The sequence below is a fragment of the Proteus sp. CD3 genome, assembly GCF_008808075.1.
GTDB classification, from domain to species: Bacteria; Pseudomonadota; Gammaproteobacteria; order Enterobacterales; family Enterobacteriaceae; genus Proteus; species Proteus appendicitidis.
The window spans coordinates 3,651,629-3,667,549 of sequence record NZ_CP019686.1 but is presented as its reverse complement, the minus strand read 5'-3'; the positions used below and the strand labels follow the sequence as shown (position 1 = coordinate 3,667,549).

General features: G+C 37.3%; 18 protein-coding genes, 1 tRNA gene and 3 pseudogenes. 10 read left to right on the top strand and 12 right to left on the bottom strand.

The window, feature by feature from the left end:
* The first annotated feature begins 127 nt into the window (after positions 1-127).
* A tRNA-Sec gene (locus tag BTA34_RS16355) sits at positions 128-222 on the top strand.
* 263 nt (positions 223-485) lie between these two features.
* Positions 486-638: pseudogene (locus tag BTA34_RS16350) on the top strand (integrase); the annotation flags it as partial.
* 115 nt (positions 639-753) lie between these two features.
* Here BTA34_RS16350 and BTA34_RS16345 read toward each other — a convergent pair.
* The gene (locus BTA34_RS16345; RefSeq protein ID WP_151436458.1) at positions 754-1,542 is read right to left on the bottom strand and encodes a hypothetical protein; all 789 of its coding nucleotides are present in this window, start codon (positions 1,540-1,542) and stop codon (positions 754-756) included.
* The gene (locus BTA34_RS16340; protein WP_265576347.1) at positions 1,499-2,797 is read right to left on the bottom strand and encodes a deoxyguanosinetriphosphate triphosphohydrolase family protein; all 1,299 of its coding nucleotides are present in this window, start codon (positions 2,795-2,797) and stop codon (positions 1,499-1,501) included. Before BTA34_RS16340 ends, BTA34_RS16345 begins: the two co-directional genes overlap by 44 nt.
* A gap of 302 nt (positions 2,798-3,099) precedes the next feature.
* On the opposite strand from BTA34_RS16340, the gene BTA34_RS16335 reads away from it, so the two are divergent.
* Both BTA34_RS16335 and BTA34_RS16330 read left to right on the top strand, forming a co-directional pair.
* A complete protein-coding gene (locus BTA34_RS16335; protein WP_151436457.1) occupies positions 3,100-3,762 on the top strand; it encodes a DNA adenine methylase in 663 nt (220 codons plus the stop codon).
* 85 nt (positions 3,763-3,847) lie between these two features.
* Positions 3,848-4,618 carry an 8-oxoguanine DNA glycosylase gene (locus BTA34_RS16330; protein WP_265576120.1) on the top strand — a complete coding sequence of 257 codons (771 nt, stop codon included), beginning with the start codon at positions 3,848-3,850 and terminating at the stop codon, positions 4,616-4,618.
* Here the strand turns inward: BTA34_RS16330 and BTA34_RS16325 are convergent.
* From BTA34_RS16325 to BTA34_RS18555, 7 genes and pseudogenes are all read right to left on the bottom strand, one after another.
* Positions 4,562-5,233: a dehydrogenase gene (locus tag BTA34_RS16325; RefSeq protein ID WP_151436456.1), complete on the bottom strand. Its 672-nt coding sequence runs from the start codon at positions 5,231-5,233 to the stop codon at positions 4,562-4,564. The genes BTA34_RS16330 and BTA34_RS16325 overlap by 57 nt on opposite strands.
* Positions 5,211-5,816: a 7-cyano-7-deazaguanine synthase gene (locus BTA34_RS16320; protein ID WP_151436455.1), complete on the bottom strand. Its 606-nt coding sequence runs from the start codon at positions 5,814-5,816 to the stop codon at positions 5,211-5,213. The genes BTA34_RS16325 and BTA34_RS16320 overlap by 23 nt, the downstream gene beginning before the upstream one ends.
* Positions 5,813-7,051, bottom strand: a complete 1,239-nt coding sequence (locus tag BTA34_RS16315; RefSeq protein ID WP_151436454.1) for a PfkB family carbohydrate kinase — start codon at positions 7,049-7,051, stop codon at positions 5,813-5,815. Before BTA34_RS16315 ends, BTA34_RS16320 begins: the two co-directional genes overlap by 4 nt.
* Entirely contained in the window at positions 7,048-7,380 is a 333-nt protein-coding gene (locus tag BTA34_RS16310) for a hypothetical protein (RefSeq protein WP_151436453.1), read from the bottom strand. The genes BTA34_RS16315 and BTA34_RS16310 overlap by 4 nt, the downstream gene beginning before the upstream one ends.
* Before the next feature lie 753 nt (positions 7,381-8,133).
* Positions 8,134-8,241, bottom strand: a pseudogene (locus tag BTA34_RS16305) (helix-turn-helix transcriptional regulator).
* Positions 8,242-8,380: 139 nt separating this feature from the next.
* Complete coding sequence (locus BTA34_RS18560) at positions 8,381-8,464, bottom strand: YagK/YfjJ domain-containing protein (RefSeq protein ID WP_416202685.1); 84 nt, start codon at positions 8,462-8,464, stop codon at positions 8,381-8,383.
* A gap of 57 nt (positions 8,465-8,521) precedes the next feature.
* On the bottom strand, positions 8,522-8,788 hold the full coding sequence (locus BTA34_RS18555) for a YagK/YfjJ domain-containing protein (RefSeq protein WP_416202684.1): 267 nt from the start codon (positions 8,786-8,788) through the stop codon (positions 8,522-8,524).
* Between the two features lie 689 nt (positions 8,789-9,477).
* Here BTA34_RS18555 and BTA34_RS16290 point away from each other — a divergent pair.
* A pseudogene (locus BTA34_RS16290) lies at positions 9,478-9,714 on the top strand (hydroxyacid dehydrogenase); the annotation flags it as partial.
* Positions 9,715-9,840: 126 nt separating this feature from the next.
* On the opposite strand, the gene BTA34_RS16285 reads toward BTA34_RS16290, so the two are convergent.
* Together BTA34_RS16285 and yajD are read right to left on the bottom strand one after the other, a co-directional pair.
* Positions 9,841-10,203, bottom strand: a complete 363-nt coding sequence (locus BTA34_RS16285) for a YibL family ribosome-associated protein (protein ID WP_151436451.1) — start codon at positions 10,201-10,203, stop codon at positions 9,841-9,843.
* 111 nt (positions 10,204-10,314) lie between these two features.
* Positions 10,315-10,662, bottom strand: a complete 348-nt coding sequence (yajD, locus tag BTA34_RS16280; RefSeq protein WP_006534437.1) for an HNH nuclease YajD — start codon at positions 10,660-10,662, stop codon at positions 10,315-10,317.
* Between the two features lie 185 nt (positions 10,663-10,847).
* On the opposite strand from yajD, the gene BTA34_RS16275 reads away from it, so the two are divergent.
* Positions 10,848-11,381 (top strand): DUF2058 domain-containing protein, encoded by a 534-nt coding sequence (locus BTA34_RS16275; RefSeq protein ID WP_151436450.1) that lies wholly within the window; start codon positions 10,848-10,850, stop codon positions 11,379-11,381.
* 102 nt (positions 11,382-11,483) lie between these two features.
* Complete coding sequence (locus tag BTA34_RS16270; RefSeq protein WP_151436449.1) at positions 11,484-11,966, top strand: cold-shock protein; 483 nt, start codon at positions 11,484-11,486, stop codon at positions 11,964-11,966.
* Positions 11,967-11,976: 10 nt separating this feature from the next.
* On the opposite strand, the gene BTA34_RS16265 is transcribed toward BTA34_RS16270, so the two are convergent.
* Entirely contained in the window at positions 11,977-12,693 is a 717-nt protein-coding gene (locus tag BTA34_RS16265) for an RluA family pseudouridine synthase (protein WP_151436448.1), read from the bottom strand.
* 125 nt (positions 12,694-12,818) lie between these two features.
* Between BTA34_RS16265 and BTA34_RS16260 the strand changes: the two genes are divergently transcribed.
* From BTA34_RS16260 to BTA34_RS16250, 3 genes are all read left to right on the top strand, one after another.
* Positions 12,819-13,064 carry a DUF2543 family protein gene (locus BTA34_RS16260; protein ID WP_151436447.1) on the top strand — a complete coding sequence of 82 codons (246 nt, stop codon included), beginning with the start codon at positions 12,819-12,821 and terminating at the stop codon, positions 13,062-13,064.
* Between the two features lie 214 nt (positions 13,065-13,278).
* Positions 13,279-14,019, top strand: a complete 741-nt coding sequence (locus BTA34_RS16255; protein WP_151436446.1) for a MurR/RpiR family transcriptional regulator — start codon at positions 13,279-13,281, stop codon at positions 14,017-14,019.
* 334 nt (positions 14,020-14,353) lie between these two features.
* Entirely contained in the window at positions 14,354-15,910 is a 1,557-nt protein-coding gene (locus BTA34_RS16250; RefSeq protein WP_109374183.1) for a PTS transporter subunit EIIC, read from the top strand.
* Positions 15,911-15,921 lie beyond the last annotated feature (11 nt).

The window sequence follows — 15,921 nt, the reverse complement described above, 5'->3', positions numbered from 1 at the left end:
ATCCGAGATTTTACTCAAAAATGGGATTATTTTATTTGAAAGGGCTTTTATTGATTTGATGCACTTGGGATTAAAAATAATTCAGCGTATAATCATCCCGTTATTTCCTTTTGACCTACTCAAAAATGGAAGATCATCGTCCCCGGTGGGGCGGCTGGACTTCAAATCCAGATGGGGCCGCCAGCGGTCCTTGGCAGGTTCGACTCCTGTGATCTTCCGCCACTCAAGTTCAATACACCTCCACAAAACTCAAGTAATCCCTAATAATATCAGCTGTTAAGCTACTTTCAATTCAACGAATGTCAACTCAGCTCAACCTAAATCAATAGGGTTTTGAGGCATATTTGGGTATGTTTATTTTTTCGGAGAAAAGTAATGCCACCAAAAACAGAAAAAATATTACAAATCAAAAGATAGCATCATTTGATACTAAAGATAAGGCTTACAGGTTTTCTATTGGTGAATGGTTGTAGCTGTTAACATGACATAGCTTCCGGTACGCAATGAGCACGATTTCGTATGAGAAGGGATTTAATTCAGCGTGGATTGAGACTCAGTTGGCGTATATTGATAAGAACGCGATCCGTGGTACGTATAATCATGCTCAGCATATGGATGGACACAGGGAAATGATGTAGTGGTATGCAGACTATATGGATGAGTTGGAGGGGGAAAATGTGGTAATTGAGGGTTTCCAATGAAAAAGAATAGCCACCTCTACATCTATATGTAAAGTGGCTATTTTAATAAGAATTATGAATCATTACCTAGTTCATCGAGTTGCATATCACCAATTCGATGCCATTTATCAAGATTTTTTTTAAGCTGGCGTTGTCTCAAATTAGTAATGTAGTTAGTGCCAAAATGATGATACTCATGATTTATTAGTATATTAGTGGAATATTTATCAAGATATATAGATAAGAATGAACATAAGCGCTCTCCTAGCATTGTGACTTGTTTCCCATAAATAGTGCGTAAAATACGAACTAACGCACTTATTTCATCAGGAGTTTCTTCAAGTACTAAATCCAATCTACCTATTCGGAGGTCTGTGAGCCAAGAATCTTTTGTGATAATTTTATTTTTTTCAATGTCATACAATACGGAATCCCATGACATTAACGTTGTATTTAGCAGGCTTTTTACGTCTTCTTGAACAATAAAATTTTGTTTAAATGCCCACGTTTCTTCTAAACTCCAGATATCAATATCAATGGTAAAATCTTTAACCCTAAATCCGCCAAATTTGTTTTCACTTATTTTTTCTATTCCATATTTTTTGAGTGTCTCTTGAAGTTGTTTTTTTGTTCCTGAAAAGACTAAGTCAATGTCAGAACAGAATTGGTGGGCTGTATAAAGGCTGATATCACGAATAAGCCCACCAAAAACATACAGACGAGCACATTTGGACAGCGCATTAATAAATGCGGTCTCGTTTTGTCTACCCCCGCGGCCTGAATTGATGTAATAATTCAGCCTACGTTCAAGGAGATTTTTATCTCTGACGACATTCGTATTGGTAGAGTGTTGTAAGTTCATTGTGTAATGATATCAAATAACTGTCAGTCATGCCTGAAATTGCATCCGCTAGTAGTTGAGCTTCTTTATAGGGAGCTGGTAACTTATTTTTGGGTTGTTCAAAGATTCGCCGGTAATTTTCTGAAATACGCCCATAGACGTATCGTCCAAATGGTGTATCCCATGAGCTATCATTAGTAGCACGTCCTTTTATTCCTAGCCAGAGCATATCCATTAACCCTTTAATGTAGTTAGAACCTTCTAATTCAAGTTTCAGTACGCTGCGATGCTGATAACCTCTAGACCGATCAAAATTTTTTAAAGCATCGCATAAATTATAGCCTTTACTTATAGAAATGAGGTCGTTAATTTGATTTTTCTTATTAAGAAAGTTATCAATATTATCTTTGAAGGCAACAACTACAACATCAACGAGTTCTGCAATAGCATAGACACGAAACATTTGCATGCTCATATCATTTAGCTCCGCAGAAGATAAGTTTTGTTTTGCATATATCAGATTAGCTTTCCGGCTATTCTTGATAACGCGCTTAGCAATCATATCATTTTTACATTTCTGATGTCTTTGAAGGAAATCAATCACGTCGTGAAATGATGCAAATCCTTTTTTTACGGTATCTTCGGCATCTAAGACAGAATAAGCAATATCATCACAAGCTTCCATTATGTATGTAAATGGATGACGAACACCTTCAGATAAACCGGTCTTCTCCCAGACATCACGCACTACATCTTGCTCTGAGATAAAGAAACCATGCTTATTCCAGAGTGATGAATCAGCATTTGATGCCCTTGGGTATTTGATCATTGCTGCTAAAGTCGCATAAGTTAGATTCAAGCCATAGTTATCATTTAATATCTGGAGCTTGGTGACCAAACGAAAGGTCTGGGAGTTTCCATCGAAACGACGAAAATCGTCATAAATTTTATTATGATAAACGTTAGCAGGAAGATTTTTGTTAAACCATTCACTTATAGCTTTCTCACCTTGATGCCCAAAAGGTGGATTACCCATATCATGCACTAAACCAATGGTAGCAAGTAGGGCTGGAACATCACGCTGTAAACAAATATCGTTATCAATATCCCTAAATACTTCGTTTTGAAGTTCAAAAGCTAACCGAATTCCAATACCTCGTGACAAATTAGCCACTTCATGTGAATGAGTAAGTCGTGTTCTGACACTGTCATTTTTATCAAGTGGGAAAACTTGTGTTTTATCGGCTAACCTACGTGTAGGGGCAGCAAAAAGGATGCGATCAAAGTCGCGTTCTATTTGCTGTCTCCCTTTAGATGTGTCTTGGGACTGATCTTTTTTTTTTAGGTTTTCGACGATTACTATTTAGCAAATTATTCCAGTGCATAGGCACTCCTAGTAAAAGACAATGTGAATATATGGTATCAATGGCTAGAAGATAAATCTGGGGGGATATGCACAAATAGGCATAAAATATTTATATGTTTAATATGATTTATTTTAGATATGTATAGAGGAGAGCACTAATCAGTTTCCTAACATTTATTGACATTATCGCCATTTTTGACGATAATTTTGTAATGAGATATCCAGGTGGAAAAGGTAAGTGCTACCAACAAATTATTAATTTGATGCCGGAGCACCAAACATATATAGAGACCCATTTAGGTGGAGGCTCTGTCATGCGCAATAAATTGCCAGCAAAGCGTAATATCGGTATTGATTTAGATAGTAAACTTATTGAATCATGGCGGAAAACTAAAATTCAACTATGTGAGCTAGTTAATAGTGATGCAATATCCTTTCTCCATTCATTTCATTTTACAGGTAATGAAATGGTTTACGCGGATCCACCTTATGTTCACAGTACGCGTCAACGTTGTAAAATATATAAACATGAATATACAGATGAAGATCATGAGCAATTATTAGAAATATTATTATCATTACCATGTAACGTAATGATATCGGGATATGAAAACCCTTTATACACAAAGTTATTAAGTGATTGGCGTTGCGTTCAATTTAATGCAAAAACTCATTCTGGAGTACGTCAAGAAAGTATATGGATGAACTACCCTCATCCAGAAAAACTCCATGATGCTCGATATATGGGGAATAACTATAGGGAAAGACAAACAATTTCGCGTCGCCGTGACCGGCTATATACTCGGATTGATCAAATGCATCCTATAGAACGCCATGAACTAATTAAGTGGTTGAATTCTAAATATGGCCAATAGGAATATGAATATGAATCAGTGCGGGGCTGTATTTATAGGACCAACTATAATCAATCTTGAGTTTCCTTCCCCAGACCAAGATGTTTTGCCTGGAATCAAATGGGGAAAAATTGAAGCTTTTCCATCTCCTGCATATTGGGCATATCAAGTATTAGCTCGTAGATTAGAGGTAAACTCTATTCGTTATAAATTGGGACATACTTTGAAAGAGGAAGTGGGCGCATGTTTACTTGGTGGTCATGGTATCCCCGCATCAATAGGTTTAGCTGCATTTAACATGTTAAAAAATTATGGCGTATTTGAAGCTAGTGCGCCTTCAGAAGATCTCCTTTTCGAGTTGCTTTCTCAACCAATTAATACAGGTAGTAAGCTTGTGCGCTATCGTTTTGCGAAGCAAAAAGCTCGTTATTTATCAGCAGCTTTAGGTAAATTAGATGTAGAAACACCACCTTTAGAATCAGGTCGATATCTACGTGACTGGCTCACGACTCTTCCTGGTATTGGCTATAAAACAGCATCTTGGATTGCAAGAAATTGGCTTGACTCTAATGATGTAGCTATTTTGGACATTCATATCTTAAGAGCTGGCTTATTAGGCGGATTTTTCCCTAAGAATTTAACTGTTGAGCGCGATTATTTGGAGCTAGAGCAGCTATTCATTCAATTTAGTGTAGCGATTGGAGTAAAGCCATCGGAATTAGACGCACTAATTTGGTATGAAATGCAGTCATCTTCAAATATGGTATTTAAATTACTGGAATCTTTCCGAGATCAACCTCTAGTAAAATTGAAACCACGTTTAGCGAGAGCCAAGAATAGCCAAGCCAACACCGAACAAGCGTCCTTTCAGTTCTAATTTTTCGCACCATTCTTCACCTGTGATGCCTAATGGACAGAAATTATAGGTTAAAGCTTCCGCTACTATAGCCATTTGACCAATTAGTACTCCTGCATCTCGCCACACGAGGCTATCTGAGTATTTATATTTAGCTGAGGTTTTCCCTGGTTCAGCAATAAGCCTTATTACTATCCCTGATTGAGCATCCATTATGGGTAATATTTCATAATATATTTGTTCGCATGTTTGGTTAGGGAAATTCAATAAAGCTAATTCATGCCTATCGGGCAAATAAATCCACCACCCATCCCTCTTTGGTAGGGATAAAATTATATGTATAGGGTGAATTGCTCCAGCGGAAGGTGTTGGTCGTAGAGTTAATGGAAAACCAAACTTTGAATGCCCAGTAATTAATTCTCTCGCAACCAGCCATAGCCATTCAGAAAGAACATGTAGATCTACAAATCCAAATTCTCTTTTTGTCCTTCGAGACTCAATAACTACGTTTACTGGAGGCAACAAATGGCTTATAGGAGGAGGGAGAGAGAGTATCTCCCCTATAGGCCATTCTACTTGTTGGTATATGAGTGGTTGCTCTCGAGGGATAGGGTTACCTAGATCGGTCCAAGTCATATCCAACCTCATCTAAAACTTGAAAATACTTATTGCATCCTCGACAGCTACCACATGGTATATTCGCTTTGTGGCAGCTATGTGCCCATGCTAATCCACCTGGGGTGATAGATGAAATTTGAACTAGTTCTGTAGTAGAAAGTTTTATTGCTGGTGCTTCTACAATCATTCCTCCTTCCTGAAAGAACAATAAGTTACTAATTTTTTCTACAAACGCAGGAGTACCATCTAAGTGTGAATCATCAGATTTTACGGTTCCAATCCACAGGTGTGTGACACCTAGAGTAATCGCTTTCATTGCGGCTAGAGAAATCAACATTTGATTGCGATAAGGCCACCAATCACTAGATGGGGCATTAGAATCCGCTGGTGTTCCTGCCATATCCCCAGAGCCTAATGCGCTGCAGTCAACTCTAACTATATGATGAGTAATATTTAAAGCTTGGCAGGTAGCACTTGCTGAGCTAATTTCCGCTTCTGCTGCACGCTGACCATAGTCTAGTGTGATTGCAATATCTGGGCGTTTCCACCAAGCTATAGCTGTTGAGTCCATACCACCTGAAAGTAACAATGCTGTTTTCATTTTTGAGCAATAGTCCAAAGAGTTTTATAGATTGCAGTCACGTAGTCTTCACACAAAATACATCCAGAGCCTGCCATCATTTTTTTATCTTCATCGGCGACATTCTCAGCATAGAATACGACAGGAATATTACATGAACGTGCAAAACCTACTTCATAGATTGTTCCTGAATCAAGTCCATCACCAATAGCAAATATAATATTGGCCTTTCGGATTCCATCAAGATCCTTTTCAACAACATCTTCAGCTTTTCCATGGCCTACATGGTGATAAGGTGAGAAAACTTTTAAACCAAAATCTTCAAGATTTTTATAAACTTGTTCAATAAGCCACATCTGGGCTAGAGTGAAAAAAGGACCTGCGAGATAAACTGAGCGATTTTCACCATTGAGAAACTTAACTGTAGGTGAGATTGCTTTTGGATGAAAAGTTGCTAACTCTTGTATAGATGGAAACATATTATTTTCACAATAATATGCGGTCGCACATGAGGCAATATTTGCGGCTTTATGCGCTGACTTTTTATTTATCATCCATTCATAAGCAAAATAAGCAACGAAGGCATCACCTGAACCTATTTTAGATACATGTTTAGTTTCATAAGCAGGTATGGTTGATATTGTATTTTTATCGCACACAAGAGCCCCTGCAGGCCCTAGCTTGATGATTATTACTTGTGCATTTTCCTGATCTAGTAAATATTGAGCCCGTTGCTCTAGTGGTAAATCTAGTTGCTTGCTAAGCTGTTCAGCTTCATAACGGTTGAGGATGAGAGCTAAATTTTTTGCAGTTGAGCCATTATGATGAAATGATTCCGGTTCTAACACATTTTGAGGGTCATAAACAGCGTATTCCGCATCGACTATAGCGGAAGTTTCTAACATTCCATAGCGTAATACGTGAGCTGCTTTTAGTCTAATTGTAGGCATGGGGTTAGGTGGAACATCATAAATTTTTGGTTCTGACAAGCCATGCTCATAACGGAAAATAATAGATTGGTCTATGTGTTGTATATTTACATTAAAACCTTCTAAATGGCCCCGTTCTCGAAGTACTTGGGCTGCATTATTATCGGCATAGGTATGAAGATGTACAGTTGCATTGATATGAGCAAGAGCTGATGCAGCCCTTCCTGCAGAACCAAATATATCTAGAGTCCTTGGATATTGGCAGATTTCGTAGTAAGCCCCGCCTACAATCTCTATTATGCTCTTTTCAGTAATATTTGTACTCATACCGCATAGACCTTAACCATTACTTGCCCTCCATTAATTTGAGTAACTTCAGCTACATATCGAGTTCCTAGGTCTATGCATTCTCGTATACGCTGAATTTGTGGTGAGGCGATACCTCCAGCAACCTGACCGTTAAAGACTGCCACTGTAAGAGATAATCCATGTTGGTTATTCTGCTGAATGTCCATTATGTATCCTACTTGAAGTTGAGATATGACAGTTGAATTAGGAGAGCTTAGTTGGGCTGTGAACCGTATATTTTCACATAAGGTACCAGAGGAGTTTTGACCAAACAGGCCGCCAAAGCTTGCACTACCAGAACCTGACATAATGACCTCAATTGTTCAATAAATTTTATCAATGCCTCAGATTATATGTTAAATTTTATTTATAAACATAAGAAAAATTTTAATATCTGACAGTGATCAAATATTTAAGAAATCAATGCGGATTATTGCCATGCTGTGAGTTCAATTATTACGTAAAGTACAGCTAAAACTACGTTATCTTCAAACTTAGCTATAATGGTAAACATTGTTGTACATATTCAAGCTTTGACCTAATAAGAATTAAAGTTAGATATACTAAATAACTATTTCCTACATGAATTTCCATTTATCATCTCGTAAAAGATAGAGGTTAATTCTTATTCAATGTCAAGTTGATAATGACATTAATATTTATAGTGCCATTATTGTATACAGAGCTTTAATACTTAAAAATATCGTAATTAAGTAAGTTTAAGTAGAAAAAATATTCTGGTGTCAGTAAAAACTATTTAAAATATAAGGTAATAATTGAAACAATAAAATGTACTAAAGGATCGCTAACTGCGTCTCGGACACCGATGGGCTTAAGGCTCTGGGTATTTGCAATGTACAGGCGAGGTGTCTCTAATACCATGGCTATCTTAGTAAGAAATTATCTCTTCTTAACAGGCGCACGAAGCCCGACGGAGTACCATCTAATAGGCGGCTAGGTTATGTGGTGAATACTAAAAGGAAGAGAAGATGAGTCAGTGAAAATTAAGCGCATGATTTTTGAATTTGTACAGATAGCCACAGTTCCATTTCGCTCTTGAGTCAGCGTGAGCTACGACCTAATTTAATCGATTTCGGAAACTCGCCATCCTGGATGAGTTTATAAAACTATTTATCTGTTAATCCCGCCAAAGAATAAATGAACTTCATATCGACAAATTGTTCATCTAGTAATGAATATGGTTATACGTTCATAATTAACCCCAGCACTAAGTTGAAAGGCAGAAGGAATATCTATAATTAAATCGGGATATTACTTCATTAAATAATATTCCTTATATGTAATTATTTACTTTATACTGCAACCAAATGACCGATACCCATCGTGGTAACTTTTGGTGTAATCTTTCGCAAGATAACTTAGATTATTCATTATCAAATAAGTTAGCGCCTTCACTAAAATACTCGAATCAATAGTAGATATCTTTGTTTAATTTAATAACAAAGCAACATGATAGTGAGTGTTATGATTTATCGTACCAGCCTCCCTAACCAAAATGTAATCCAAATCATCAATTAATACTTTCCCCCACAATTGAGCTTTTCTTTTTACATCGTATTTTAGTTTTGACTTTAATGATTCAATAAATCGTGTGATCACTTTAGAACTCTTTCTATAAAGAATGTTTCCTAATGGAAAGTGCAAATCAATTCTAAACAATGCAATACGTTTAAGCTTATATCTTACATTAAGGATAACATCATTAATTCAGATTAAATAATAAGGGTTATGTGAGCACATAGCTTTAATCTCCTTGTTGTCCACAATTTTCTTTTACCCGGCCTAGAAAATACTCTATATTGCCCTAGGCTAAGTAAGAACCTATCCCAATAGGAATGTATTCAACATAATAAGTCTACTGGAAAAGTGTTACATCCCAAGATAGTTTTTGGGCTTGTGTTTCTAGTCAGTGGTAAGTACAAATAATAGTAATCACCCCTGTGGAGCTGTAAATCATTTTGTGGGGTGAATTTTACATTGTGTGATAAATTTGGTCTCTCGACTTTAACTTCATAGTAGCCATTTTTTATCTCTGATTGGGGCTAGCTGTAAAATTCAATATCAAGATACTTTTCCATGATTTTCTAATTGCCGCGAGCCCTCAAAAACCAATCTGGGGGCATTAATGGGGGCACTGCTATTTATTAAGCTCAGTAAACTCATTTAATATCAACGCTATTACACATCAAACACGACTCCTGTGATCTTGCCAATTCTTATTCAATTAACCTCCTCAAAAAATCGCTTTTTATGTCTTTATCATATTGTTTTTCAGCAAAATAGTACGTTTGTTATCTATTTATAAGCGCCCTTATCTTTTTGCTAAACATGGTATATTGTTGTTCATAGTTTATGCATAACGTATAGAGAGTGGAGACAATTTGATGAGCGAAAATCTTCCTGAAGCGCCACAGGGTGAATTTGTTTTGTTCCGCAGTGAAGGTGGTCAAACTCGCGTCGAATGCCGCTTTGAGTCTGATACTCTGTGGTTATCTCAGGCTGAAATTGCCAATCTTTATCAGGTAACACCTCAGGCAATAACTCAACATATTAAAGCTGTCTACGAAGAAGGCGAGCTTGTACAAAATTCAACTTGTAAGTCTTTCTTACAAGTTCCCCAATAGGGTAATCAGGGAGGGTCAATAAGAAAGCTAAGGATAACTGACGGTTCATAACAACGAAAAGTATATTAAGAACCAGCCAGTATTAGTCGATCTTTGTGGGTTTTAGTTGGGGTGATTTTTTAACTAAAAATCCGTTTTAGAAAAACCAGTCATAACATCTAGCCCCATTTCGCGGCCTAATGCTGTCATTGGATGGACGATTATCAAGCCTCGTACGGCTTTCTTCAGCTTGCCAATATCAGCTTGTTCTTTCTTAGTAATGGGGCGTTTGAATGGCATATCCACCAATTTCTGCGCTTCTTTACTTAGTTTATTGCTACGTACTTCTTTCAAACGAACGATTTCAGTTTCCAGTTCTACTTTTTCTTTCTCAAACTCTGCGTATTTTTCCGCTTCATCTGTCAGCGAGATATTTGCCATTTTGTGGCGAATAAGATCTAAACGGTCGCTAAGGAGTTTGATTTTTGCTTTTTCGATTTCTTTCATTATTAATTAACCGTGAACAAATTTCTTGTCGGTAAGTATACACTATTCTGTGTAAGGGCGTAGAAAGGGGATAGATTGGCTTGCTTTGTACCAAAGCAGACACCGCATTCATTATTTTTTCTTGTTCAGCATCGATTTTAAATCTGCAAAAGGATTATAAGTGGCTGCACCTACATCATCCTGTGCATCTTCACCGGCGACAACGGTTGTACCGTACTGGTCTGCTTCTGTGTATTTTGAGTGTTCATGGTCATGGCAAAACAGACACAATAATTCCCAGTTACTGCCATCTTCTGGGTTATTGGTATGGTCGTGATCAATATGATGAACGGTTAGTTCACGTAGATTGGAATAAACAAACTCACGCGCACAACGCCCACATACCCACGGGTAGATTTTCAGTGCTTTTTCACGGTAGCCACTTTCCAACCGTGCATAGTTTTTTGGGATCAGAGCCATTGTTAGTATTACCTGTTATAAGAGAAAGTTTGACGATAGTTTTTCCAATATACTCTGAATGTACGGATAGGTTCAAATCTCACAAGGTCTATTTCCTCTAATAAGCTATCAATCTTACAACCTGATGCACTCTTGGAAATTACAGGTATAATTTCATAAATTATTGAGCAGACTTAGGCATAACAATGGCAAAACTTACCTTACAAGAGCAAATGTTAAAAGCGGGACTTGTGACCAGTAAAAAAATGGCAAAAGTTCAAAGAACAGCGAAAAAATCACGTGTTCAAGCGCGAGAAGCAAGAGAAGCGGTAGAAGAAAATAAAAAAGCCCAACTGGAGCGCGATAAACTGCTTAGTGAGCAACAAAAACAAGCTACATTATCTAAAGAGTATAAAGCGCAAGTTAAGCAACTTATTGAGATGAATAGAATTACGCCAGCCAAAGGTGATATTGATTTTAACTTCACTGACAACAATGTGATTAAAAATATCGTGGTGGATAAACTGACACAATCTCAATTGATTAGTGGACGTCTCGCCATTGCGCGACTGGATAGTGCAGATAAAACTGAATACGCGATTATTCCAGCAAGTGTAGCGGATAAAATTACACAAAGAGATGTGGACTGTATCTTGTTAAATAACGCACTTAGCGAAACAGAACAAGATGAAGACGATCCTTATGCTGATTTTAAAATCCCAGATGATTTGATGTGGTAATAAGCAAAGTAGCTTATTATCCCAAAGGGCATAGTCTGTATAAGCATTGTGCTTTATACTGCGTCTGAAAATTTTTGTAGATAAACGATTAAGTAGGCGATAATGGCAATGAACGGAATAATCACAAAGTGGTTTGAAGATAAAGGTTTTGGATTTATTAAAGATGAAAACGGTGATAACCGTTATTTTCATGTGATTAAAGTTGCCAACCCTGCTTTGATAAAAACAGATGCAAATGTCACGTTTGAACCAACCACAAATACTAAAGGCTTATCTGCTTATGCGGTGAAAGTGATCCCAGACAGCAAATATGTCTATATTGCTGGTGAGCGAGTTAAGCTGACATCTATTAAATCTTTTCGAATTTATAGTGAAGAGGTATCTGCGGATACACATATCAATAAAGAAAACACCGTACTTTCTGTCGGTACTTTAATGAATAGTATCAGACCAAAATCTGCAGATGATACTCATAATATGCGTACGTTGAGAAAGCTTGCGATCACCACTATGCACGGAACAGAAATCATTTTTACTGAAGATGAACTTGATATCGATGAAACAGTAAAAGCGCTTAAACTGTAAATAGCGATATTTAAAACGGGCTTTCGCTACGCGCTTTTATTGGTGCTTGGCTAATGGGGTGAACAAAATGAAGTTCACTTGCATGCAGCATAAGTCGCGTAGCCCGTTTAGTACCATCCCTTTCTTCTATCAAATCGTCGTCGCACCCGCCATATAAATCACAACCTAAAATAGGATGCCCTATAAACTGGCTGTGAATACGAAGTTGATGCGTTCTCCCTGTTTCAGGCATAAATTGTACTCGCGTTAAAGGCAATAATGTTCCACTTTCTAACGTATGATAAAAACGCTCAATAACACGATAACGAGAGCGTGCAGGTTTGCCATTAACGGGGCAAATCGACATGCGTGGAAACAGAGCCGGATCTTTTGCTATCGGCGCATCGATTATTCCTTCATTCTCATCTAAATGCCCACACAGTAGCGCGCTGTATACTTTGGCTACACTGCGCTGGCTAAATTGTTGACACAAAAGAGCATTGATTGCTTTATTGCGTGCGACAACCATCAATCCAGATGTGCCAAAATCAAGCCGATGAACAAGCGTACATCCCGGAAATAACTTTACTAATCGGTAATGCACGGAGTCGATATTTTGTGGATTTTTTCCTGATAAGCTCAATAACCCTGTCGGTTTGTTGATAAGTACTAAGTGCTCGTCTTGATAAAGGATCTCGATTTCATCATGGCAAGGTGGGGCAATAAAAGTATCGATAATCGTAGACATCGGCTTATCCGCAGCAAAAGAAGGAAATGGATGATAGAGAATTTTAGGTTAACAGGCGAATGTAGAGATATACTCTTACTAATTTGAATATGACGAGTATAAACCTTAATCCTTGGGGACAAACTATGAACAATGACATTCATTTTAAATATTATGACATGGTAGAAGAGTATGCGATGGAGTCGCTAGAGCCTGTTGCTGAGGCAGAAGAAGATGCGCTTGCTCTCTACTTCCAGTTACTTCTTACTCGATTAATGAATAACGAAGAAATTAGCGAAAACGCACAGCAAGAGATGGCAAAAGAAGCGGGTATTGATAAAAAACGCATTGACGATATCGCCATGTTTCTTAACCGCTGGGGTAATGAATAACACGTATTGAGCTCATTAAAAAATGGGCTCAATATTATCCTAATTCACAAAATATCACTCTGATCCTACATAACTGTATGATTTAACGTATACTCGTTATGTATTTTATTTCACATAAACTCGCAAAAAGAACAGAACCATTTTGTTGATGCTTGCTGTTTTCATAAGCTTACTGTTTTCATAAGATAGTTTAGATTAATTTATTGGGTGAGATATGCTGGATTTTTTAAAAAATTATGACAATTTAACGATCAGCGAAAAGAAAGTATTAAAATATCTCACCGATAATATTACGGATATTCCGTATTTAAATATTAATGATTTAGTTGCTAAAACCTTTGTATCAAAAACGGTTATCATTAATTTATCGCAAAAGTTAGGATTCAGTGGATTTAAAGAGCTTAAATTCCAAATTAATAATTATATTTTGACGAAAAATAAAGTCGAAAAAACCCATGTGGCGTCTTATAAAAAACAATTAGAAAAAAACATTCATAAAACATTTACTCTAATTAATGAAGAACAAATTCAGGAGTGTGCAAAAACCTTACGCCATTCTAGGAATATTTTTATTGTTGCAAGAGGCACAAGCAAAGCCGTAGGGTATTATCTTGAACACTTATTGTTTGCATTAGGTCTACATTGCTTTTTTATTAATGATTACAATTTATCTGATTCGTTTACACGTCTTGTTAATGAAGACGACACCGTTATCTTTATCTCTCTTTCTGGTGGTACCAAAAAAATCATCGAGACAGCAAAAATCGTGCAATTAAAAGATGCTAACATTATTAGCATGACAGCATTTAATACCAATGAATTAACCAGTTATGCAACTCATGCTCTATTTTGTTTTGCTGATAATCATGATACTAAAAAAGATGATACCAAATCTCGTATTGGCTTTTTTATGCTGGTGGATTTACTGATTAATGAGTTAGAAAACCTACTTTAAAAAGAGATAACAGCCTCTATATAATTTATTAAATACTCTTTTTAATGATTAAAGCGTGAATAGTATTAATATATCTCGCTAGATTAATCGTTGTTTATTCTAAAATAGCCTTGCTTTTCAATATTAATTCCCAACCCTAAAATAAATATTATTTAATAGAATAAAATAATTTATTTATGGTTCTTTATTACGTCGATAATTAACAAAAAGACCTAAGTCATAAAGTCTGACCTGAGATAATATTTAAAACCAGCGCGTCATTCATTTCCTATAATCCCTAAGATAGAGTACCTCGGTAATTCTTTTATATTCGAGAAGTCATAAGGAAAAAAATATGGCCAGGAAAAAGTTCAGCGAATCTATTCAGCGCTTTGGTAGAACCCTACTTCTACCTATCGGCGTATTGGCACCTATTGGTATGATCTTAGGGATCAGTGGTGCTTTAGTTCAGTCTTATATGATTGCACGCTTTCCTTTTTTAGGGAATGAAACAGTCAATGCTTTATTAGTGAGTATCCGTTCTATTGCTGGCGTTGTGTTTGACAACATTCCCCTCTTGTTTGCAATGGGTGTGGCATATGGTATGAGCCACAAAGATAAGGGGATAGCGGTCTTTGCCTCTGTTGTCGGCTATTTAACCTTGATAAGTACTATCAATATCTGGCTGGTATTGACAGGAAAGCTTGCTGATCCTGCGATTATGACGCAAGTGGGGCAAATCAAGGTACTTGGTATACAAACCATGAATATCAGTGCCGCAGGGGGGATTATCACGGGATTAATTGCCGCATGGGCAACGGATAAATTCTACAACCTTGAATTACCGACGGCATTTGCCTTCTTCTCAGGAAAAAAATCTGTCGCCATTATTATGGTCGGATTGATGATAGGCGTAGGCGCATTATTGCCATTTATTTGGGAAGTCTTAGTCATGGGCTTAACTAAGCTCTCGGCGGTCTTCTTAAGCCCTGTCGGACCTTTCTTTACCGCGGGTGGCGAGCGTCTGTTTATTCCATTTGGTTTACACCATGTCTGGAACGTTCTGTTTAGATTTACCGAAGCCGGTGGTTCTTATGTCATTGAAGGTCAAACCTATGTGGGTGTGGTACCTGCAATGACAGAAGTGTTATTCAACCAAGGGCCAAGTAGTGAATATTGGGCAATGATGCCAAGCCTAACGCGCTTTATGGCTCAACAACAAATGTTGGTGACGCTGTTCCTGTTCCCTGCGATTGCATTAGCAATTTATAAAACCTCGAAGAAAGAAAATCGCGCTGAAGTTAAATCGATGCTGGTGACAATGGTCTTAACGGCCATGTTGGGTAACGTTACCGAACCACTTGAATTTACCTTCGTCTTTATCGCACCGTTACTTTACTTAATTTACGCGATTATCGTCGGTATTGGCGCTGTTCTGCTCTCTTTTGCGGGTGTTGCGATCGGTTATATCCGAGGCACCGTCTTTGACTTTACTATCTTTGGATTACTGTACGAACACACTAACTGGATCTTCTTAGTGCTGATTGGTAGTGCGCTGGCTGTTGTGACCTACTTTATTTTCTACTGGGCTATCGTCAAATTTGATATCAAAACCCCGGGTAGAGAAGAATCAAGCAATATGAAAAATACGCTAATCAAAGAAAAACGTTATGGCGAAATTGCAGAAATTCTTATTCAAGCGTTAGGTGGCAAACAAAATATTCGTAATGTTGATAACTGTATTACGCGACTACGTATCGATATTAATGAAGTTAATCAAATAGATAAAGAGCTAATGTTAGAGTCTGGTTGTACGGCATTCTTCTTTCCGGCAGCAAACCATGTCCATGTCGTTTATGGCCCTAAAGTCGAATTTGTTCGCAATGCTGTTGATGAAGCAATGAAGAAATAAAAGGATATATG

What these genes read in the sequence shown, in the direction of transcription:
- BTA34_RS16345 (WP_151436458.1), bottom strand. Translation starts at nt 1,542, where the DNA reads ATGAACTTACAACACTCTACCAATACGAATGTCGTCAGAGATAAAAAT.
- BTA34_RS16335 (WP_151436457.1), top strand. Translation starts at nt 3,100, where the DNA reads ATGAGATATCCAGGTGGAAAAGGTAAGTGCTACCAACAAATTATTAAT.
- BTA34_RS16325 (WP_151436456.1), bottom strand. Translation starts at nt 5,233, where the DNA reads ATGACTTGGACCGATCTAGGTAACCCTATCCCTCGAGAGCAACCACTC.
- BTA34_RS16320 (WP_151436455.1), bottom strand. Translation starts at nt 5,816, where the DNA reads ATGAAAACAGCATTGTTACTTTCAGGTGGTATGGACTCAACAGCTATA.
- BTA34_RS16315 (WP_151436454.1), bottom strand. Translation starts at nt 7,051, where the DNA reads ATGAGTACAAATATTACTGAAAAGAGCATAATAGAGATTGTAGGCGGG.
- BTA34_RS16310 (WP_151436453.1), bottom strand. Translation starts at nt 7,380, where the DNA reads ATGTCAGGTTCTGGTAGTGCAAGCTTTGGCGGCCTGTTTGGTCAAAAC.
- BTA34_RS18560 (WP_416202685.1), bottom strand. Translation starts at nt 8,464, where the DNA reads ATGAATAATCTAAGTTATCTTGCGAAAGATTACACCAAAAGTTACCAC.
- BTA34_RS16285 (WP_151436451.1), bottom strand. Translation starts at nt 10,203, where the DNA reads ATGAAAGAAATCGAAAAAGCAAAAATCAAACTCCTTAGCGACCGTTTA.
- yajD (WP_006534437.1), bottom strand. Translation starts at nt 10,662, where the DNA reads ATGGCTCTGATCCCAAAAAACTATGCACGGTTGGAAAGTGGCTACCGT.
- BTA34_RS16275 (WP_151436450.1), top strand. Translation starts at nt 10,848, where the DNA reads ATGGCAAAACTTACCTTACAAGAGCAAATGTTAAAAGCGGGACTTGTG.
- BTA34_RS16270 (WP_151436449.1), top strand. Translation starts at nt 11,484, where the DNA reads ATGGCAATGAACGGAATAATCACAAAGTGGTTTGAAGATAAAGGTTTT.
- BTA34_RS16265 (WP_151436448.1), bottom strand. Translation starts at nt 12,693, where the DNA reads ATGTCTACGATTATCGATACTTTTATTGCCCCACCTTGCCATGATGAA.
- BTA34_RS16260 (WP_151436447.1), top strand. Translation starts at nt 12,819, where the DNA reads ATGAACAATGACATTCATTTTAAATATTATGACATGGTAGAAGAGTAT.
- BTA34_RS16255 (WP_151436446.1), top strand. Translation starts at nt 13,279, where the DNA reads ATGCTGGATTTTTTAAAAAATTATGACAATTTAACGATCAGCGAAAAG.
- BTA34_RS16250 (WP_109374183.1), top strand. Translation starts at nt 14,354, where the DNA reads ATGGCCAGGAAAAAGTTCAGCGAATCTATTCAGCGCTTTGGTAGAACC.